We start from the raw sequence: 20,594 nt of genomic DNA, 5'->3' as shown, positions 1-20,594 counted from the left end.
AGACAATAAGCCAAAAGGAGAGCGTTAGCTCTCCTTTTATTGCTCAGCCACGGATGCAACTTCTGCTGCTTTTTCTTCCCTAACCATTGCCAATGCTTTTTCAAGGTTTTCATTCGCTACCTTGTAATAAGAAGTTTTGCTATCAATGGCTTGCTGTAAGTATGGAATCGCCTTATCGGGCTTACCCTGCAAGATCAAAAAATACCCGACATTATTTAAGGCTTCAGGTTTATCCATATGCTTAGAGAACACATTAACAGCACGAGTAATCTCCCCTTTACCTAAATAAATCAACGCAAGGTTATTCAGTGCCTTTTCGTTGTCAGGATCTTTTTTCAATGCTTGCAAAACGAAACGTTGCGCTTTGCGATAATCTCCTGACATATAAAAGGAGTAGCTTACGTTTATCAAAGTTTTAATCGAGTCTGGCTTAATACTCAGCGCCTGCTTATAAAAAGCCTGAGCAAGTTTATGCTCAGTATCTAGGTCGGAAATAACTCCGAGTCCCATGTAAGCGTATTCAGGAGAGTATTTATCGACTTTGAGGTCAACCACTTTTTGAGGGGTAACTAAATCTTCTTCATTTAAAGTTTTATTACTCCTAAAACGGATTTGATCGGCATTAATTGAGCGAAGAAAATAGCTTTTACCTAAGTCCAAGTCACCCGTTTTGCTGTATATCGTGCCCAACTGCTCTAGTACCTCAATATTGTTTGGGTTTTGCTCTACAGCTAATAAGAACGCCTTCTCAGCTAAAGACAAGTTCCCTCTTGATTGGTGGATTCTACCTATGTTGTACAATGATCGATCTTTGTACTGACCATTCTCAAATGATAAGGACCGAATATATTCATAGAGAGCTAAGTCACTGTTCCCTGCACTTAATGCAGTATCCCCCCGTGTAATGGCTTCTTGTTCTGTTTTTGGGGGCTCATCTGAGGACAAAGAATCAATGGGTTTGCCTTCGTACAATGAGGTATCGATACTCGGTTCATTGGATGCGCAAGCTGTCAAAAACATCATAGACAGAGAGAGCACTATAAGATGAAGTCCTTTCATAACTTGCTCCTTGATTAGCCATTTCCTAAAGTTGATGTGAACAGCAACATAGATGGGCCAATCGCTACAATAAAGAAACATGGCCAGATAAACAGCAATAGTGGGAAAATCATTTTTGTTGGGATTTTCGCTGCAATCTCTTCAACTTCCTGATTTCTTTTATCTCGATAATCTTCCGTATATTCACGTAATGTTTGCGATAAACTGCCGCCAATACGCGAAGCGTGAGCTAACATAGTAACCAGCCCAGCAATCTCAGTCAGACCAGTACGTTCGATGAGGTCCTCAAACGCATCAGACATTTCAATGCCAGCATTAATCTTGATACACACAGTATCCAGTTCATCTGCAAAGTCTGGGTGAGAGATAGTGATCTCATCAGCGACCCTGCGAAGAGCAGAATTAAACCCTAGCCCTGATTCAGTACAAACCACTAACAAATCCAACGCATCCGCGATCCCCCCACGGATTTTTTTCTGACGCATTTCAACTTTGCGGTTCAGGGCTATGTTCGGCGCATATAAACCAGCACCGACACTCACCGCCATAGCCAAATTCAACATCGACATATCAGGAGCGAGAAAATAAAAACCAGCAGCCATTCCCAAACCAACAACTAGTGACATTCCCTTGAAGGCATAAAAAACAGTCAAGGCATTAGCGTCGTGGTACCCAGCATGCATGAGCTTTTGGCGAATACTCTCACTTTCTTTCGAGTTAGAAGACCTCATCATTGGAGCAAGTGATTCAAGCGTATGGTCAAACTTGCGGTTTTTTTTCAGCTTATCAGCACGAGTCGAGTCCCTTAATTGCTCTAACTTCGCCCTCAATGGCGATTTGGCCCCGACCAACAACAAGGAACAAGTGAAAACAATCAGTATGGTTGCGAACAGAATGAGCCCTAGAAGCACCGTTTGTTCATCTAGATTGTAAGAGGTGAATTGTTCAAACAAGTTCTCCATACTACACCTCGAAATTAATGATGTTACGAATCCACAAAGAACCGATAAACAAACTAAAGACACCACCGCTCACCAAAGTCATACCTCTTGGGTCAGTGTATAGAGGCTCAACATAACCTGGGTTAATAAAGCTCAGGAAAAGAAACAGCACAAAAGGAGACAGCACGAGTATCCAAGCCGACAAGCGGCTCTCAGCAGACAATGTTTTAATTTTTCTCTGCAGTTTAAACCTTGAACGGAGCACTTTCGATACCTTCTCCAGATTCTCCGATAGATTACCCCCCGTCTCCTTTTGCAACAAAACAGCACTGGAAAACGCCAGCATAGAGACCGTTGGCGTCCTCTCTGCCATCTGCATGATCGCCATTCGCATGTCATAACCGTAGTTAAGAAGGTTAAAGGTATTCTTAAATTCAACACCAATTGGGGCTGGCATCTCTGTCCCTACTTCATTAAACGCTTGCGTGACAGGTTGGCCAGCTTGGAGCATGCGCCTCATAATATCTAACGCTTCGGGCAGTTGCTCCTCAAACGCAGAAAGTCGATCTGAAATTTTCTTGTTGAGCCAAAAGTAGAGACATACCCAAACACCGATAATCGATGCCACTCCCACGTAGATAGGCTGACCAATTAACAGAACGATAAAAAATACACACACAGACAAAATAGATGTCACCATCAAAGTCTGAGTTAAACTCCAATCATAGCCTGAGAGCTCGATCATTTTCTTTAACGAAGAAAACACCTCTAGCTTGACGAGTTTTCTGTCTAGTGGCGTCAAACTCTTCAAGTAGTGCTCTTGCAGTAAAGAACGGGCCTCTTCATCCAATTTGGATTGGGACTCTTTCAGCCGTTCAGAAAGTTCTTTGTGCTTAGCCTTACTACCCGCAGCCGGAAGAATCAGTGCCTGAGATATAAATACAACGGCAAAGAATAATAAGATAAAAAATAATGTAGCATCCTGAAACATGACTCCCCTCCTATGAGTAAGACTCATTGAAAATATCAAACGGTAGATGCATCCCTTTTTTGGCCAATTGATCATGACACTGGGGGACGACACCAGTCGCGGTGAAATGGCCAATGACATTGCCTTCTTCATCCATGCCTTTTCGCTGGAATTTGAAAATCTCGGACATAGTAATGATCTCGCCTTCCATGCCATTTATTTCACAAATACTCACCATGCGACGTTTACCATCTTCCTGACGCTCCATTTGAACAACAAGATGGATGGCAGAAGCAATCTGTGATCTAAGGTTTTTGGCTGACATATTCCAGCCCGCCATAGCAAACATATTCTCAACTCGTGAAAGGGCATCGCGTGGTGTATTCGCGTGAATGGTTGCCAAAGAACCATCATGGCCTGTATTCATTGCCGCTAGCATATCCACCGCTTCAGCGCCCCGTACCTCACCAAGCACAATTCTGTCTGGTCGCATACGCAATGAGTTCTTAACCAAATCTCTTTGAGTAATTTCACCTTTACCTTCAAGGTTAGCGGGGCGAGTTTCTAATCGAACTACGTGTGGTTGTTGAAGTTGAAGTTCAGCCGAATCTTCAATTGTGACAATACGATCATCGGACGGAATGAAATTAGAAAATATGTTTAGCGTTGTGGTTTTTCCTGAACCTGTACCACCAGAGATCAATACATTCATTGCTCCGCGCACGGCGGCTTCAACAAATTTTGCCATCTCAGGTGATAAAGAATTGAAGTTCAATAGATTGTCCATGTTGAGTTTTTCAACCGCAAAGCGACGTATGGACACGGATGAGCCATCGAGTGCCAAAGGAGGAATAATGGCATTCACTCGAGAGCCATCAATTAAGCGCGCATCCACCATGGGTGACGCTTCATCGATACGTCGACCCACTTGGCTCACCACTCGGTCAATGATGTTTCTTAGATGGCGCTCATCAAGAAAGGTATAGGGCGTCAGCTCAAGCTTACCTCTTCGTTCAACAAAGACATGCTTAGGACCATTAACCAAAATATCAGAAACCGTAGGATCGTTGAGCAATGGCTCCAGCGGACCTAAACCGAACACCTCGTCTTCGATTTGCTGAATGACTCTCTTACGGCCTTCAGCACTTAATGCATGCGTCTGATCGTCTGCCATCAGTTGTACGATAGCGTCATGAAGCTCTTTTCTCGCCCGATCTTTCTCAAGGCTCGCCAACAGTCCCAAGTCTAGAGTTTCAAGCAGTCTTTGGTGATAATAATGCTTCACTGCCAGTTCTTGTTCTAGTTGTTTCTTTGCCTCTTCCACCGCATGCTCTTTGGCTTCGGCTTCCAATTTTCGCCGTTCTTGAAAGGTTTCAGCAGCGTCCGTGTTTACCTGCACATCCAAAGTTACCTTGGGGGATAGTTCATGCTGTGATGTTTTTTGCTGTTCTTCTGCTTCGGCAACTTTTTGCTGTAGTTCTGGGTTTATATTTTTCCTTTTAAAAAACATGAAAAATCCCTTTCTTTATGCACAGTGCCAACTAAGAGAATAATTTTCTTAACCAACCTTTTTTGACTTCTTGGTTAGGTAATAGGGAATTGGCAAGTTTTCTGACTGATTTCGCAATGGAACTGCCTTTCTTAGACTGAATATATGGCCTACCTAAATTGGCACTTTCAATTGCTACCTTAAACTCATTGGGAATGGTGTGTACGGCAATATTTCCCACTGTATCCTGTACATCCTTGAGTTTGATTGACTGACGTTTTTCATAGCGATTCACCACCACTTCCATTTGCTCTTTCGCAACGCCAAATTCGAACGTAAGCAATTTCAAAAGTTGAGTGGTATTTTTTATCGCCACTAGATTTTGTTGAGTAATGAGAAACAATTTAGTCGCAGGGGAAATAACCGAGGTAAACATACGATCAAGTCCTCGAGATAAGTCCACCACAACATAGGGATAACGCTCTCGAAGTATTGGAATCAATTTATTGAGATGTTGAGCTTTCTCAAAATTCTCATGGCTACTTTCTCTTTTAAAACCAATGATATGCAGGCCGGATTCATGTTTCGTTACTAGGCTACCTAACGAGACATCATCCAAGTCAGCAACATTAGCGATGGCATCGGCTAAACCATACGTGCTGATCACATTAAGATAATCTTCAATCACACCAAACTGCATATCGAGATCCAAGAGGAGGACGTCTTCAGGATGACTTTTCGCGATTGTAATCGCCGTGTTGAGAGCAATCATAGAGGCACCAGCACCGCCTTTGGTGTTCATAAAGACCAATAGTTCACCAAGATTGCGATTCGCCACTTTCTCTTCGGCAACGTTTTTCAAAAGCGGAACCAGCTCGTCAAGAGTGGCTTTGTCTGACATAAAGTCAGTGGCGCCTATCCTCAAAGCAATTTTCAGCGCACCATTATCGCTTTCGTTACCAAAAACGATTAGAGAAGCGTCATGTCCTGGATCTTGGGCTTCGGGAGCTTCAAATTGCTGTAACTCGACAATTTTTTGGGCCCAATTAGGTCCAGTTTCAACAAAAATAAGGTCGGGTGGTGCAAAATGCGCAAGGTTTCCGACCACTAACCCGTGAAACGAGATCATTTCAAAGCTGATACTTTGACATTTTGAGAGTTCATGGCTGATATGAAGATGAAAAGCATCCGACGAATAAAACACCCAAACCGTTAAGCTTGTTTTTAATCGAAGGGGGCTCTCCCCATTTGGTGTTAGCTTCACCGCCTCTCCCATAAAAGCCTCTCCTAGCAATCCGTGCTATTGGTTGGATTTGTTGGCGTCTCTCGATGATGACCTAAATTCTCTCGTGGACGAGTGGTTTCAAACTCAGGTACAGCTAATAACCCCGTAAAACTGACAAAGCTCAGCAACCCAGTAAATTGATAATCAAAATCAACCACTCTCGCCCTTACATATTCAATTGTAGAAAACACATCATCATCTGTCAGAGTTCCCGTGACAACATTTCCTGAAGCATCAAGATATTCCACCGTAAGATTGGCCGCAGTAAAACCGACAGGAGCATTATCGGACAATGCCAAACCCGGTATGTCATTCTGGTCTTCGACACGGCAGACAATAGCGAGTCGCGCCGCCACCCGTGTCATGTCATTCACTACTTGAAGAGAATATACGTAGCGCCCTACTTCAATCACACCAAAAATAATCAGCAGCAAGGTGGTCGACACTAAAGTAAATTCAATAATGGTGACCCCTTTATGCGTCTTCATGGCGCTGTCCTCATCATAGCCGAGGCATTGAGTGGCACGCTGAAATTGATCGAGGAGTTAAATCCTGAAATAAGTGGAGTGTAGGTATGGTTTATCGTAATAGTGACATAGCCACTCGAATGATTGACAGACACATCTGAGGTGCTAATACCGGACATCAGAGACGTTGTGCCCGAGCCCGTATGACCATACACGACCATATTCTTGATCTCATTAACGTCTGCGATTTGGTCATAGGTCGCTGTGCCAGTCACCCCTGCGGTTGCATAGCGAACGCCACTCTGTGCCATTTTATTGAGTGTGGCATACTGGATAAATGCGTTTCCAAACTCAGTAATAGACATCAAGACCATCATCAAGACAGGAACCGCAATAAGCATTTCAACCGCAGCTAAACCTTTTTGAGCCCGCCCCCTAATAGAAATAATTGGATACATCATGACTCCTCCCCACCAGGATCTTTGTACAACACAATAAGATAGGGCCCATCACTACTTGAGTTCTGACCTGGATTCCCTCCTCTAGCGGAGCAATCATCAATGTATTCAGCAAACACCGGTTCCTTACTGCCGTTACTAGATGGTGCTTGCTGCAGCATAAAAAAGCAGCCTAAAGCAGTCACTGTAAACGAGGACGTGCCTCCACTAGCACCAGAGCAATCAACGATTGGCACAGCTATAATTCTTCTATCATGTTGGCCTCCCGATGCCATTCGACAATCAGAATCCCCTGTGCAATCGGGTAAAGCGTCTTGGTAATCATCGTAACCCCAAGGCGTTCCTCCAGCACCGCTAGTATCGGCGTAGACAATATTGCCATCGTTATCTAGTGTGGCAGGAGTGGATGGCTCTTTTACGTAAACATCTGGTGGGTAATCACTGGAAGAAACCCCACCTCCACCGTAGATACCCAAGCGTGTATTCAAACCTTGCCCGACAGGACCAATAGAATTACCCGGCTTGGTTGTGACCGTATCTCCTATCCCAGCACTACCAGCATAATCACCTGCCAAAGCTTGCCTGACAGTGCTCGCGCCAGAACCGAAATCTAAAAGTTGATAATTGCCGCTTCCCATCGAACTCTGGGTTTGATCCGCCAGTTTGAGGGCATACAAACCTCCAGCAATATAACCAGCCGAGCCTCCATCTGCCCCTTGACATATTGCCATAGGTACCACGTTTACAGCGTAAACACCCGAGCTTGGGCCAGCAACGGCACTTGCACCAAGCTGCTTATCGACCCCAAAAATACCAGCAAAAAAGTTATCGAGTGGGTAAGAGCTGACTGTGACACGAACATACGTATCCAAATTTGAATCATAGCTTGCTTGAGGGAAAATACTGGGATCATTGGAATATTCAATGGAGACACTGGCAGACGAAAAATCCATCTCATCATTGCCTGTCGCACCTGCCATATTGCTCAATGTGGTATTAGCCGCTGAGGTGGCATCTGCATTTGTCCCTTCACTATCCATGACAATTGCGGCAGCCAACGCCGCAGCGTCAACGCTATTTTGTATTCGCGTCTTGTTTAAGATTGCGTGATTAACATCTATAGACAAGGCTGCGACACCCATCATTGCGAGCATTGCCACAGTCACCATGACTAAAACTAAGCCTTTTTGTCGATTTGGTTTTCCTCGACGTCGCCTTGCCAAATTCATAGTGGTTTCCTTAAGGGCTATTTAGTCTGCCCTTCTTTAACAAATTGACTTTCGGTCCCTTTCAGATCCATATCCTGTTTGCCGGTATAAACCTGATAAGCCCCTTCCATACGCTCACCACTGCCCGTTGGAATGACACCTAAATTATCTCGAGAGGCATCCAAATTATAAGTTTGCTCAGTTTTTAATTTCGCTACATGAGCACCAAGTCTCTCCGCGTTATTCACACAACCCAAGAGCAACATTGATGAGCAAAAAACACTAACGATTGAAAGATTACAATTCATGCTGATCGTTCCTATAAACTGTGACCAAATGTGCCTTCAGTTCCACCCTTAGTGTAGTCAATAAAGCTTTCATCTTTTACCTGTTGAGTCTGATGAGGACTGTCCGGAGCAATATATGCGCCACGACCTAGCAAGTAATATTCAAAGTCATTAGGCTCAACAAAGGAGTCCGTTGGCAGTGAAACTTTGTTTCTATCGACAGGCCTTGCCAGTCTGGGAGTCACTAAAATAACCAACTCAGTTTCTCCGGAGATATATTCTTGGCTATTAAACATTTGACCCAAGATAGGAATATCGCTAAAACCTGGCATTTCACCCACAATATCTCTCACATTTTCACTAATTAGGCCCGCGATACCAATGGTTTGGCCATCTGCAAGCTCTAGCGTAGAGGATGCACTTCGCCTTGTAATGGGAGGAATAACATAGGTCGTATTGGTCAAATCAGGACTGAGTGTTAATGAAGATGTATTGGCAATTTCACTAACATCGATAGCTAGGTTAAGGTTAATTTTCTTATCGCTTAATACCGTAGGGATAAACTTTAAACCCACGCCATATTCTTTGTATTCAATGGTGATTCCATCTTCATCTGGCACTGGGATAGGAAACTCCCCACCAGCCAAAAACTCGGCTTTTGCACCGCTCAATGCCGTCAAATTAGGTTCAGCCAACACTTTCGCTGAACCATTTTGTTTGGCAATGTCTAGAGCAAATGAGAACAAGGTATTACTATCAATGAAAGAGCCGAGCAGACCTGTATTTTCGATAGTCGGCGAATTGAATACCGGAGAGACGGTGCTGGACGTAGTCGGTAGTGAGCCACCAGCAGACGTGCCCCCCCATGAGAAGTCACCACTTTGTTGCAGGAAGTGAAAACTCGCATCAAACTTTCTGACCAGACTTCTCTGTACCTCCGCAACGGTGACTTCCAACATCACTTGCTGAGCACCACCAATCGTCATTAAGTTTATAACACCCGTTTTCTCAACTTGCTGGCTCAATGAAGTAGTTTGTTTGTCTGCCTCTTCACCAGCTGCATAGGTTTCTGCCACTCTCAACGCAATATTCATCGCCGCTTGGTTGCTAATTTGACCACTTAAAATAAGACGATTCTGAGCACTGTGTACTTTGATCTCTTCATCCGGTAAGAACTCGAATAACTTCGCTTTCAAACTGTTGAGATCATGAGTAACCTCAATATTGATCGATTCAATCAACCTTCCACGGCTATCCCATGCCATCAAGTTTGTTGAACCTAGCTTTTTACCGATTAAGAAAACTTCATTGGATTTAAGCATCACAATATCCAGCACTTCTGGGTCGCCCAATGAAACTCGCTTAGCTTTACCAGCTAAAGTCACATGAGTGGATTTATGATGAGGAACCCGTACCGCCTTACTTGACTGGGTTGCCGCATAGGTACCAGCTGCACTAAAACACAATAATGAGATTAGAATTATTAGATTTCGCATGGTTCACCTCAGTCCTTAACTCTGATGTTGCGAGATTCAGTGCCTTTGATAATGGTGACACTCGGTGCAACGTAGCGTTTGACGACTTTTTCTTCTTCATGAGGATTACGTAGAGCAAGCTGAATTTCACCTTTGCTCTGAGCAGACAATAACTTTTCTGCTTCTCGAGGAGACACTTCTAATGTCACCGCACGAACAATAATCGGCTTGTTCTCTTTCGTTTTTGCGGTCTGATCTACAGCCAAGACCTTGATCTCTTTTAGAACGGTCACAGTAGATGCGGATGTAGAACTGTATTTAATCGTATTAAGCACATCGACTTTGTTACCGGGCAAAAGAAATCCCGCTACACCGATAACGTCATTTACACGTATTGTGACCGCTCGCTTATTCTCAGGTATCAAAGACGCCAACGTGGAGCCTTCTCCGGGAATTGCCAAACGATGGATTGTCACGATCTCGCCCGGATAAATAGTTGTTGCTACCACTTGGCCCACCAAGTCCTCTACACTAGAGAACTGAAATTCATCACGCCATGCTTTTTCAAGTAGCTTAGTGGTGATGTGCTGTGCTTCAATGACACTTCCCGCTAAGATTTCTTGTGTCGTGACTATCACGGGCTCTCTTTCAATCACCTCTACTTCCGTTTGAGGTTGTATTTGTCTATCCATCCATTGTTTGGCGAAAAACACGGCGCCCAAACCGAATGCGATGGAGAGTAGAAAAAGTAGCATCACCTGATTTCGACTCATCGTTCACCTCCTCCTTTGCCATCAGCTGTGAAATAAACTTCCCACGCGCGGCTTAGTATTTCAGGGGAGATAACTGGCTCTACTTCTTCAAAAATGATGATATCTCGGCTGATACCGACTAAGTCCTTTGGCAAACAAGGATAAAAGCCCACGTTATGCTGACGATGTAAGTCAAATAATAAATCAAAACATCCATCTGCTATGGATAAAGCCTTCGATTTAGAAATCATTCCCCACAATTCTCTGTATTCATTTTCTAGTAGCGGGCCAAATTGGATCTTGTAGCCCAAACGGCGCAAAAATGCGGGGTCACTGATCTTTTCCGGATCCAAGTTCGTAGAGAATGCGAGTGTGAGAATAAATGGGATACTGATCTGCTGGCCATTGGGAAGATTTAAATAATCGTAGAAATATTCCATTGGAACAATCCAACGGTTGAGCAATGTATCGACCGGCATAGGTTGACGCCCTAAGTCATCAATAATGAAAATGCCGTTGTTTGCCATCATTTGAAGCGGCGCCATCCAGACCTTGTTATGCTCACTGTGATTGACCTCCAACATGTCCATTGTGAGTTCACCTCCCACTTGAATGCTAGGTCTCTCACACAAAGCCCAGCGGCGATCAAAATGCTCTTTAAAAGTAATGGAATGAAGTTCATCGCTACGAACACGTTTGTGATGTTGAGGAGAAAACACTTTTATGATGTTGCCCGCTGCAAACACTGAATAAGGGACATAGATAGATGTGTTGAGGGAGTTAAGTATCTTAGTCGCAACAAAAGTTTTACCTGACCCCGCACTCCCATAGAGAAGCAAGGCTCGACCCGAATTAATCGCGGGACCTAACACGCCAATCATGCGATGAGCACCAAGCACATCAGACAAAGCGTATTCGACATCATCTCGATTGACCATTTGCGCTCTAACATCCTGAGCTGTCACCATATCACTATAAGCATTCAGGGAAACAGGGACAGGGCCGAGATAGGCATCCTTGATAAACGCGATGTCTGCCTCTTGCATACCTGATTCAGACAAGGCATAGCGTACATGACCACTGGTTTGAACAGAAAAAGAACTTGAGGCAGCTTGAAATACTTCGACTAACGATTTCGCCCTCAAGCTAGCGATGATATCGTCAATGAGGTGGCTGTTAATGCAAAGCAGTTTTGTCAGTTGAAGAATATCGGATTTGGGGTAGGCCGCAATATGCTTGATTACTAGATTTTCGACCACAGCTTTAGGTACGCCCAGATCATCAAAGGTAGTCGGTACTGGGGGTTCCGTTGCTTGCGGCGTCAACTCAGTTCGATGCCGTAATTGAGACTTAATCTGAACCATAATGACTCCTTGTCATTGATTCAAAAAATAAAAATAAAGGGCGATTCCTAACACAACGACTGGCGCAAATGGCATTCTATAGTGATCGCTTATTTTTCTTCTCGGCGAATCTCCAGCTAATTTCGACGCAGATTGACCATGCATGGCAAGGAGCGAATATTTATTGAGTAGTGCTTTTGCTTTATCCGGAGATTCAGCCACTCTTAGTAATGCATAGAAGAGACCAACAATGATGCTCGAAACTGCAATCCAAAATATAGCTTGCGTAATATGCTCAGTGCCTAACCAGAAACCAATGACCCCCAAAAGTTTCACGTCTCCAGGAGCCATTACCTTTAAAAAGTAAAGAAGTAATGCGCATATAAAGCAAATAAGACCAGTCGTAGACGACCAAAACAGGAGAGAGAAATCTTGATAAGTAAAAATTATGTTAATACAAACCAAGGCCATGATGACTAATAGCAGAGCGTTAGGTATTCGATGTTCCTTAGCATCAGAAACGGCTACAGCAAATAAAACAATCCATATAAGTAAGTTCATTTAACCGCTCCTTGGCTCTGTGCTCACTAACTAAATATAGATGCAAATTCAGTTGTCAATATCCCTCTAAAAGCAACAAATAAACCTGCAAAGCCCACCACAATCAGGCCAGCACCAACTACATACTCAACAACAGTAAGGCCTTCTTCGTCATCTAAAAAACATTTGATTCTGCGCACAATGGTCAACTCCTTAGACAAATGTACAAAGGACCCACGGCCAACACCATGGGTCTCAATTACTACCTAAACTGAAATCAGCCATCAAAGGTTAGCTTGTAGAAAAGATATTACTTAGTTGAGTCGTAAGTGTGCCGCTAAAGGTGGTGAAAATACCTGTTAGCCCGGCTACTAAAAGACCCGCCCCGACAACATATTCAACTACAGTTAGACCTTCTTCATCCTTAAGAAATGCTTTGATGTTAGTTAGTACTTTATTCATGACTAGTCTCCTTTAGAAAAGTACATTAAGCTGCCTCGCTTATCTCTTAATTTAGATATTTCATCGGATAAGAGTTAGGATTTTTTTAACCATCTTTGGTACTTTTTTGTCACAGGTTTGCTTAAACAAACGTATTAAAATGAGACAAAAATACTGCTTATGTCGTAAATTAGGATAATTACACCAATTTACATACTGAAATAACCACTCATAATATTCTGTTTTATAAAAATAAATATTTTCCACTAATATCCTTTCACGAAGTTGGTAAGATTATTTTTCCCTGTATCACTTTTGATACTTGACAAGATCTGGCCAGAGCAAAAAATTAGATGTTTATCTCAAAAAAAAATAAAAATAATTACCAAAGACTCAACAAGGGAGCGAGATAAGACTCATATCGCAGGTAAATAGATAAACAAGTCATAGTTGAGATTATCCACCTCTCACCTAACCTTATTAGTAGATAACGGCAACAATCACTTGGGAATACGCTTTCTGTGGATGTGTTACATAAAGGATATTGGTTAGGCCAATCAATAAGTTACGTTGATAAAGATACGGTGAGGGATCTAGAGAGGTATTTTCATCTCCTCGACTACGGCTATGACGTTTCCGTATTGAGTGAGTCCGATATTGATTTCTGTTTTTTTTTCTATGAAGAAAATTTTGATTCTCTATTTCTAACCACTGCAAAGCTTTGTCAGAACTTACACAAGCATCTTGTCTTGCTCTATAGAGAGCATCTGGATCCAGAAGTTGAGCAATTGGAAATCGTGTTTTCAACGCTTGATCTTAATGGAAAATCGGTAAAACCTTGGGCAGAAGAGCTCAGCAAGCAAGTCCACTACCAGTTCAATCAACACAAAGAGATCTTAGAGATCCATAAACTTCCGGCGATATCTGAACAAAAGAATATCAGCAAAGACCTAGTCGAAATTCTTAGATACATTGACAAAAACCTGTCACGAACTATTCGTGAAGAAGATATTGCAGAATACTGTCATTACTCTGTTACCTATTTCTCTAAATTTTTTCATAAATCGATAGGAGTCAGCTTTAGAGATTACCTCACCATAAAAAGAATAAGTCTTGCAAAACAGCTGCTTAGTGAAAAAAGGAAAGAGAAAATTTCCTTTATTGCCTTCCAATGTGGGTACAATGATGTGTCGTATTTCTCTCGTATTTTCAAGAAAAAAACAGGTCTAAGTCCAGCTATCTACCGCCAGCTCCATTAGTTTTAACGCCACGGTCACAAGTTCCTGTTCAACTCTTGCCTAATGCTTCCCTCTCTTAACTCCTGCATGCTAAAGTTAACAAGCTGTTAACAATAAAAATATCATAACTTTGCCAATAACATGGAGTTAGAAAATGATTCAGCCTAACGAGTTAAGCAAAACGACTTGTGCTCTCCCGCCACCAAATGAAATGATCCTTCGCTGGGCAGAGGAACGCCCGAATGAAGTGTATCTCAAACAAATCATTGATCGTCAATTTGTCGAATTTACCTATGCAGAGGTCGCTGACAAAGCACTGAAATTGGTTGCCGCACTGCAGGCGCTAGGTCTGCAACCACGAGATAAGATAGCTTTAGTCTCAAAAAACTGCGCAGAATGGTTTATTTGTGATTTGGCTTTGATGCTGGGTGACTTTGTCAGTGTTCCCATCTTCCCAACAGCCGGAGCAGATACAATTGAATACTGCGTCACCCATAGTGAAAGTAAAGCACTGATTGGCGGTAAACTTGATGATGCTACCGCAACTCAACAAGTGCTGGATGCAATGCCAAATCTTATCAGCATCTCGCTCCCTTATGACACTGCCCCTCAATGTCAGCACAACTTTAATAACTTAATCGCTCAATCTCAGCCGAGTAAAGATCGACCAGAACATTATGATGACAAGCTAATGTCATTGGTTTATACATCAGGTACATCAGGCTTGCCCAAGGGTGCCATGCTGACCTATGGTGCTTTCAGTTGGTCAGTACAACAATTGATAAACCATATCGGTATTCAAGAAAATGACCGCCTGTTCTCTTATTTACCGCTGGCTCATATCACTGAACGAGTATATATCTTTGGTTCCTCTATCATGGGCGGGGTTACCACTGCATTCCCAGAGTCTCTTGATACTTTCATCGAAGACGTAAAAATGCAGCGCCCAACGCTGTTTATCTCTGTACCACGTCTATGGACTTTGTTCCAACAACGTATTCAGGACAAACTCCCGCAGAAAAAACTCAATATTTTGCTCAAAATTCCTTTTGTCAATTCACTGATTAAAAAGAAACTCGCAGACGGTCTTGGTCTAGATCAGGCTCGTGTTTTGGGCTGTGGTTCAGCTCCCGTCTCGCCAGCATTACTGAGTTGGTACCATAGCGTAGGCCTCAATATCACCGAAGCTTGGGGAATGACCGAGTCCTTTGCTTACAGTACTCTCAATTATCCATTCAGAGCGGACAAAATTGGCTCAGTCGGTAATGCAGGTCCAGGAATCGAGCTTAAGATCGCGGATGATGAAGAGATCATGGTGCGCGGCAAGGGCCTGTTCTCTGGTTACTACAAAAATGATATCGCAACTCAAGAATCGTTTGATTCAGAAGGCTGGCTACATACTGGAGATATCGGTTTTATCGACGCAGATGGTTACTTAACCATCCAAGGGCGTAAAAAGGACACCTTCAAAACAGCCAAAGGTAAGTTTGTTGCCCCTGTGCCTATTGAGAAGAAGCTCTTTGAGTACAGTCGTGTAGAGATGATGTGTCTCATCGGCCTTGGATTACCCGCGCCTATACTTTTAGTGGTACCTCACGATTTCCCTAATTTTGATCGCGCTCGCTACGAAAGAACAACGAAAAAAGTCGTCGAAAGGATGAATGCTGAATTGGAGTCTCACGAGCAGATCAAGGGAGTTCTAATGATCAAAGACCCTTGGAGTATTGAAAATGGCATCCTCACTCCAACTTTGAAAATCAAACGTCATGTCCTTGAGCAGAAATATCATGATGTAGGCCACAACTGGCCCAAAGGACAACTCGTTGTCTGGGAAGAGTAAAACATAAGGAGAGCGAAAGCTCTCCTTTTTTTGCTTTTTTATCATTTGTCATTATGATGCTCAACAAAAAGGGAGCAAATTTAAAGGAATGAATATGGATGCAAGACTGCATCACCTGCCGGGCCTGCGTTGTTTTGAGATAGCCGCAAGACTAAACAGTTACAGTAGAGCAGCAGAAGAACTCTTTATCAGCCAAGCGGCTGTCAGCCAAAAGATACGTCAACTTGAGGACGGATTGGGCTGTAAGCTTTTTGTCCGAGATGGACGGGAAATGCGCCTAACAGAGCAAGGAAAGATTCTCTTTAAGCATGTCTCTTTAGGTTTTGAAAACATTATCACAGGGTTAAACCAGATCCAAAGTGAGCCAATTGAAGGCCTGCTATGCGTCAACTCAACGCCCTCTTTTGCTTCAAGGTGGTTACTACCTAGGCTGTGGAAATTTTCCACTCAACACCCTAATATTCCGATTCGCATCCTTACCAGCTGTGACGCGCCAAATTTAAAACAAGGTGATGCTGATCTTGCTATCTGGCAAGGTGAACAACTCGATATAGAGAGTAACAAATCCTTCCACAAAGAGTTTTTATTTGAGGAAACGATTTATCCATTTTGTTCTCCTCATCTTGCCAAGTCGATCAATTTAAAAAAACCAGTTCAGCTTCAAGCATGCTGGTTGATTCATTATGAATCAGGTGGCTACCCTTGGGAGTCATGGTTCGCCCAAGCGGGTGTCAGTATGAGCGAGAACTCAGTTCGTTGGATGGAAGTCAGTACTTTTGACCATGCAATGAAAGCCGTGATGTCTGGTCATGGAGCTTGTCTTGCTTCTGATTCTCTCGCCAGTGATTACGTTGAGCGTGGGCTTTTAGTCAAACCTTTTGATATTGGCATGACACCGGGCATCCAGTTCAACCTTTTCTATAGTGACGACTCTCCACGCAAAAAACGTATTCAAGCGTTTGTTAACTGGCTGCAGAATGAAATCAATGAACATCAGAGTTAGTCATCCCAAAATGTCCGACGAGATTCACGTAACGCTTCTTTTTGCTCGACACCTATGTCACGTAGCATACGTTCAGACAGTTGTTCGAGCTGGTGGCGAGTACGATAATTTCGTCTCCATCTTCTAATCTTTGTTAAGAATTTCTGTTTTAAAGATAGACGAGCTTCAATCGGATACATCATAGAGTTGGTTGGATTTTCCATAACTTCACCTTGCGTTTAGTAATAATTGACTTAATAATCGGACAATATTGAATCGCTCTCAAACGATGGAATTTGACCTTTAGTTAAGGAAAACTTAAGTGAAAGATCGCCTCCCTCCTCTACAAGGACTGTATTACTTTTACACGGCAGCACAGTTGGGCAGTTTTAAAAAAGCGGCTGAACATCTGTTTGTCACTGCCGCTGCAATCAGCCAACAAATACGTCAGCTAGAAGAGTTTCTAGGCGTAGAACTCTTTGTGCGCCAGCACCGAAAAGTGCAGCTTACTGCGGAAGGCGAGATTCTTTATCAGCAAGCACGAAAAGGCTTTGAACACATTCAGGATGGCGTTCGACAAATCAATTCGGACCCTAACCCAAACTTATTGTCTATTTCGACACTGCCTTCTTTTGCTCAACACTGGCTTGTACCGAGAATCGGTCATTTCAGAGCTCTACATCCAGAACAAGAACTCATGATTGAACCCACCAGCGAGCTGGCTGACTTTCAAAACTCTAACCTTGATTTGTGCATTCGATATGGGCCTGGTGATTACCCAAACATCACTTCAGAGCTACTTATTGAAGAGTTGCTCTATCCTGTTTGTCATCCTATCTACCAAGAGCAACACGGCATATACGAACTCAGCGACCTAGCTGGCGCGGACTTAATTGAAGATTATTGGCGTGACCTAGACTGGGGGATTTGGCTTAACAACGTGGGTCACAAAGCCTCTAAGCCAACACTGAAATACAATGGCTCCCACTTTGTATTAGAAGGTGCTTTAGCCGTTCAAGGCGTCGCACTCGCCAAGCATACCTTAGCTCAACGTTATATTGATGAAGGGAAGCTAGTCAGAATCGGTAATCTAGCGCAGCGTACCGACTACAACTATTTCTTGTGCGCACCACGCGCCTACTTTAAAAGAGAGAAAATCAAACGCTTCTGTGAGTGGATTTTTGCTCAAGCTGAAGAGTGTAAAAAGATCGATCATTTAGGGCTAGAAATCATCGATAGTCAAAGCCCAAGGTGAGCCAGAGCGGGAATTGGGAATAGGGAATTGGGATGATTTGCGGTGCTGAGATTTTTTGCGCCACCCTTTGTTTTGTCATCCCCGAGAGCGAGGAACGAGTGAGTTGGGGATCTATTGAAGCGAATTGGATACTTGATCAGATTCCCTACTCGCTCCTTCGTCACTCTATGGAATGACCCAATAATTCTCGAAGGACGTAGCCCGTTCTAGCTATCCGAAAGCGCAGCGTTCCAGTTCTCCATAGGACGAAGTCCGTTCCCGTTATCCATAGGGCTTAGCCCGTTCCCATAACAAAAAAAAGCCCCAGTCATTCGACTGGGGCTTTCAAAGCTATCTAGCGAACTCTTGAGAATTATTTCTTCTCGTTACGCTCTTTAACTTCTGCAATCACTTGCTCAGCAACGTTTGCTGGACATGGTGCGTATTGACCGAACTCCATTGAGAACTGACCACGACCAGAAGTGATAGTACGTAGGTGACCGATGTAGCCAAACATTTCCGATAGAGGAACGTCTGCCTTAATACGAACGCCTGTAGTACCAGCTTGTTGGTCTTTAATCATACCACGACGACGGTTAAGGTCACCGATTACGTCACCAACGTTGTCTTCTGGAGTGAATACGTCAACTTTCATGATTGGCTCAAGAAGTTGTGCACCCGCTTTTGGCATAGACTGACGGAATGCGCCTTTTGCAGCGATTTCGTAAGCAATAGCTGAAGAGTCAACTGCGTGGAAGCCACCGTCGAACAGCTCAACTTCTACATCTAGAGTAGGGAAGCCAGCTAGAACACCAGTTTCCATCATAGATGCGAAACCTTTCTCAACTGCAGGCCAGAATTCTTTAGGTACGTTACCACCAACAACAGTTGAAGAGAACGTGAAACCAGAGTTTGGCTCACCTGGGCGGATACGGTAGTCGATCTTACCGAACTGACCAGAACCACCAGACTGCTTCTTGTGCGTGTAGCTATCTTCAACAGCTTGAGTGATAGTTTCACGGTAAGCTACCTGTGGAGCACCTACTTCTAGCTCTACGCCGTAAGTACGCTTAAGGATATCTACCTTGATGTCTAGGTGAAGTTCACCCATACCTTTCAGGATAGTCTCGCCAGAGTCTTCATCAGTCTCAACCTGGAATGATGGATCTTCTGCAACCATCTTACCGATCGCGATACCCATTTTCTCTGTAGAGCCTTTGTCTTTCGGAGAAACAGCGATCGAGATTACTGGTTCTGGGAAGATCATTGCTTCTAGAGTACATTCATGCTTAGGATCACATAGAGTGTGACCAGTCTGAACGTTCTTCATACCAACGATAGCGATGATGTCACCTGCTTGCGCTTCAGTAAGTTCATTACGCTCATCAGCTTGCATCTCACACATACGACCGATACGCTCAGTCTTACCCGTTGCTGAGTTAAGGATAGTATCACCCTTCTTCAGACGACCAGAGTAGATACGTACGAACGTTAGTGCGCCAAAGCGGTCATCCATGATCTTGAATGCTAGTGCTTTTAGTGGCTCGTCTGCAGATACAGTCGCTACTTCGCCAGTTGGCTCACCTGTTTCTGGATCGGTTAGAGGCTGAGGGTCAACTTCCGCTGGAGCTGGTAGGTAATCTACAACAGCGTCAAGGATAAGTTGCATACCTTTGTTCTTGAACGCAGAACCACAGAACGTTGGGAAGAACGCTAGTTCACGAGTACCTTTACGGATACACGCTTTTAGTTGCTCAATAGACGGCTCTTCACCTTCCATGTAAGCTTCCATTAGATCGTCGTCTTGCTCTACAGCAGTTTCAACTAGCTCTTCACGGTACTGTTCTACATCATCAACCATGTCAGCTGGGATGTCTTTAACTTCGTAGTTCTCTGGAAGGCCAGTTTCGTCCCAAACGTAAGCTTGACGGTTTAGTACGTCTACAACACCAACGAAATCGTCTTCACGACCGATTGGCAGAGTCATTACTAGTGGGTTTGCACCAAGAACGTTTTTCACCTGGTCAACAACGTTGAAGAAGTCTGCACCCATACGGTCTAGTTTGTTTACGAAGATCAGACGAGCAACTTCTGAATCGTTCGCGTAGCGCCAGTTAGTTTCTGACTGAGGCTCAACACCACCAGAACCACAGAATACACCGATACCACCGTCAAGAACTTTAAGCGAACGGTATACTTCTACTGTAAAGTCAACGTGTCCCGGAGTATCGATAACGTTTAGGCGGTGGCCATTCCACTCACAAGTAACGGCAGCAGACTGGATTGTGATACCACGCTCAGCTTCCTGCTCCATGAAGTCAGTTGTAGACTCACCGTCGTGTACTTCACCAGTTTTGTGGATTTTACCAGTAAGCTTTAGTATACGCTCAGTGGTGGTAGTTTTACCCGCATCAACGTGCGCGAAAATACCAATGTTTCTGTACTTTGATAAATCTGCCATTGTCTTACTCTGTTTATAAGGTATAAATTGCGCGCAGAGTATATCACAATCTGTCAAGACTGATAGCTTTGCGTGCCTATGTGAATAAAAAAAACTTTTCTCACCAATACTAGCAGTAAATGGT

21 protein-coding genes are annotated in these 20,594 nt (G+C 43.6%); 4 read left to right on the top strand and 17 right to left on the bottom strand.

Annotation, left to right across the window (positions count from 1 at the left end; genetic code table 11):
• Window positions 1-36: 36 nt before the first annotated feature.
• The 15 genes from OH455_RS12795 to OH455_RS12725 form a co-directional block, all read right to left on the bottom strand.
• On the bottom strand, window positions 37-1,059 hold the full coding sequence (locus OH455_RS12795; protein WP_269981670.1) for a tetratricopeptide repeat protein: 1,023 nt from the start codon (window positions 1,057-1,059) through the stop codon (window positions 37-39).
• A gap of 14 nt (window positions 1,060-1,073) precedes the next feature.
• Window positions 1,074-2,021 carry a type II secretion system F family protein gene (locus tag OH455_RS12790; RefSeq protein ID WP_269981669.1) on the bottom strand — a complete coding sequence of 316 codons (948 nt, stop codon included), beginning with the start codon at window positions 2,019-2,021 and terminating at the stop codon, window positions 1,074-1,076.
• 1 nt (window position 2,022) lies between these two features.
• Window positions 2,023-2,991 carry a type II secretion system F family protein gene (locus OH455_RS12785; RefSeq protein ID WP_269981668.1) on the bottom strand — a complete coding sequence of 323 codons (969 nt, stop codon included), beginning with the start codon at window positions 2,989-2,991 and terminating at the stop codon, window positions 2,023-2,025.
• A 10-nt stretch (window positions 2,992-3,001) separates the two neighbouring features.
• Window positions 3,002-4,480 (bottom strand): ATPase, T2SS/T4P/T4SS family, encoded by a 1,479-nt coding sequence (locus OH455_RS12780; RefSeq protein WP_269981667.1) that lies wholly within the window; start codon window positions 4,478-4,480, stop codon window positions 3,002-3,004.
• Between the two features lie 31 nt (window positions 4,481-4,511).
• Window positions 4,512-5,735 (bottom strand): AAA family ATPase, encoded by a 1,224-nt coding sequence (locus OH455_RS12775; protein ID WP_269981666.1) that lies wholly within the window; start codon window positions 5,733-5,735, stop codon window positions 4,512-4,514.
• Window positions 5,736-5,746: 11 nt separating this feature from the next.
• The gene (locus OH455_RS12770) at window positions 5,747-6,232 is read right to left on the bottom strand and encodes a TadE/TadG family type IV pilus assembly protein (RefSeq protein WP_269981665.1); all 486 of its coding nucleotides are present in this window, start codon (window positions 6,230-6,232) and stop codon (window positions 5,747-5,749) included.
• Window positions 6,229-6,672, bottom strand: a complete 444-nt coding sequence (locus OH455_RS12765) for a TadE/TadG family type IV pilus assembly protein (protein WP_269981664.1) — start codon at window positions 6,670-6,672, stop codon at window positions 6,229-6,231. Before OH455_RS12765 ends, OH455_RS12770 begins: the two co-directional genes overlap by 4 nt.
• The gene (locus OH455_RS12760; protein WP_269981663.1) at window positions 6,669-7,898 is read right to left on the bottom strand and encodes a pilus assembly protein TadG-related protein; all 1,230 of its coding nucleotides are present in this window, start codon (window positions 7,896-7,898) and stop codon (window positions 6,669-6,671) included. Before OH455_RS12760 ends, OH455_RS12765 begins: the two co-directional genes overlap by 4 nt.
• A 17-nt stretch (window positions 7,899-7,915) precedes the next feature.
• Window positions 7,916-8,185, bottom strand: coding sequence for a hypothetical protein (locus OH455_RS12755; RefSeq protein ID WP_269981662.1), 270 nt, complete (start codon window positions 8,183-8,185; stop codon window positions 7,916-7,918).
• A gap of 11 nt (window positions 8,186-8,196) precedes the next feature.
• Window positions 8,197-9,660, bottom strand: coding sequence for a type II and III secretion system protein family protein (locus OH455_RS12750; protein WP_269981661.1), 1,464 nt, complete (start codon window positions 9,658-9,660; stop codon window positions 8,197-8,199).
• An 8-nt stretch (window positions 9,661-9,668) separates the two neighbouring features.
• Complete coding sequence (cpaB, locus tag OH455_RS12745) at window positions 9,669-10,412, bottom strand: Flp pilus assembly protein CpaB (protein ID WP_269981660.1); 744 nt, start codon at window positions 10,410-10,412, stop codon at window positions 9,669-9,671.
• Window positions 10,409-11,755: an AAA family ATPase gene (locus OH455_RS12740; protein WP_269981659.1), complete on the bottom strand. Its 1,347-nt coding sequence runs from the start codon at window positions 11,753-11,755 to the stop codon at window positions 10,409-10,411. Before OH455_RS12740 ends, cpaB begins: the two co-directional genes overlap by 4 nt.
• Window positions 11,756-11,767: 12 nt before the next feature.
• Window positions 11,768-12,295, bottom strand: a complete 528-nt coding sequence (locus OH455_RS12735) for an A24 family peptidase (RefSeq protein WP_269981658.1) — start codon at window positions 12,293-12,295, stop codon at window positions 11,768-11,770.
• A 26-nt stretch (window positions 12,296-12,321) separates the two neighbouring features.
• A complete protein-coding gene (locus tag OH455_RS12730) occupies window positions 12,322-12,474 on the bottom strand; it encodes a Flp family type IVb pilin (protein WP_269981657.1) in 153 nt (50 codons plus the stop codon).
• A gap of 91 nt (window positions 12,475-12,565) precedes the next feature.
• Entirely contained in the window at window positions 12,566-12,736 is a 171-nt protein-coding gene (locus OH455_RS12725) for a Flp family type IVb pilin (RefSeq protein ID WP_269981656.1), read from the bottom strand.
• 500 nt (window positions 12,737-13,236) lie between these two features.
• Here OH455_RS12725 and OH455_RS12720 point away from each other — a divergent pair, with 500 nt between their 5' ends.
• The 3 genes from OH455_RS12720 to OH455_RS12710 all read left to right on the top strand — a co-directional run bounded on the left by OH455_RS12720 (window position 13,237) and on the right by OH455_RS12710 (window position 16,796).
• Complete coding sequence (locus OH455_RS12720) at window positions 13,237-13,974, top strand: helix-turn-helix domain-containing protein (RefSeq protein ID WP_269981655.1); 738 nt, start codon at window positions 13,237-13,239, stop codon at window positions 13,972-13,974.
• Window positions 13,975-14,107: 133 nt separating this feature from the next.
• Window positions 14,108-15,793: an AMP-binding protein gene (locus tag OH455_RS12715; protein WP_269981654.1), complete on the top strand. Its 1,686-nt coding sequence runs from the start codon at window positions 14,108-14,110 to the stop codon at window positions 15,791-15,793.
• A gap of 94 nt (window positions 15,794-15,887) precedes the next feature.
• Complete coding sequence (locus OH455_RS12710; protein WP_045976605.1) at window positions 15,888-16,796, top strand: LysR substrate-binding domain-containing protein; 909 nt, start codon at window positions 15,888-15,890, stop codon at window positions 16,794-16,796.
• Here the strand turns inward: OH455_RS12710 and OH455_RS12705 are convergent.
• Window positions 16,793-16,999 carry a DUF1127 domain-containing protein gene (locus OH455_RS12705; protein WP_269981653.1) on the bottom strand — a complete coding sequence of 69 codons (207 nt, stop codon included), beginning with the start codon at window positions 16,997-16,999 and terminating at the stop codon, window positions 16,793-16,795. The genes OH455_RS12710 and OH455_RS12705 overlap by 4 nt on opposite strands.
• Before the next feature lie 98 nt (window positions 17,000-17,097).
• On the opposite strand from OH455_RS12705, the gene OH455_RS12700 reads away from it, so the two are divergent.
• A complete protein-coding gene (locus OH455_RS12700; protein ID WP_269981652.1) occupies window positions 17,098-18,030 on the top strand; it encodes a LysR substrate-binding domain-containing protein in 933 nt (310 codons plus the stop codon).
• Window positions 18,031-18,382: 352 nt separating this feature from the next.
• Here OH455_RS12700 and fusA read toward each other — a convergent pair whose 3' ends face one another.
• Window positions 18,383-20,470 carry an elongation factor G gene (gene fusA / locus OH455_RS12695; RefSeq protein WP_206372113.1) on the bottom strand — a complete coding sequence of 696 codons (2,088 nt, stop codon included), beginning with the start codon at window positions 20,468-20,470 and terminating at the stop codon, window positions 18,383-18,385.
• Between the last annotated feature and the right edge of the window lie 124 nt (window positions 20,471-20,594).

Source organism: Vibrio sp. T11.5, assembly GCF_027587155.1.
GTDB lineage: Bacteria > Pseudomonadota > Gammaproteobacteria > Enterobacterales > Vibrionaceae > Vibrio > Vibrio neptunius.
The sequence above is the reverse complement of the archived record's forward strand: the minus strand, read 5'-3'. Positions and strand labels throughout refer to the sequence as shown.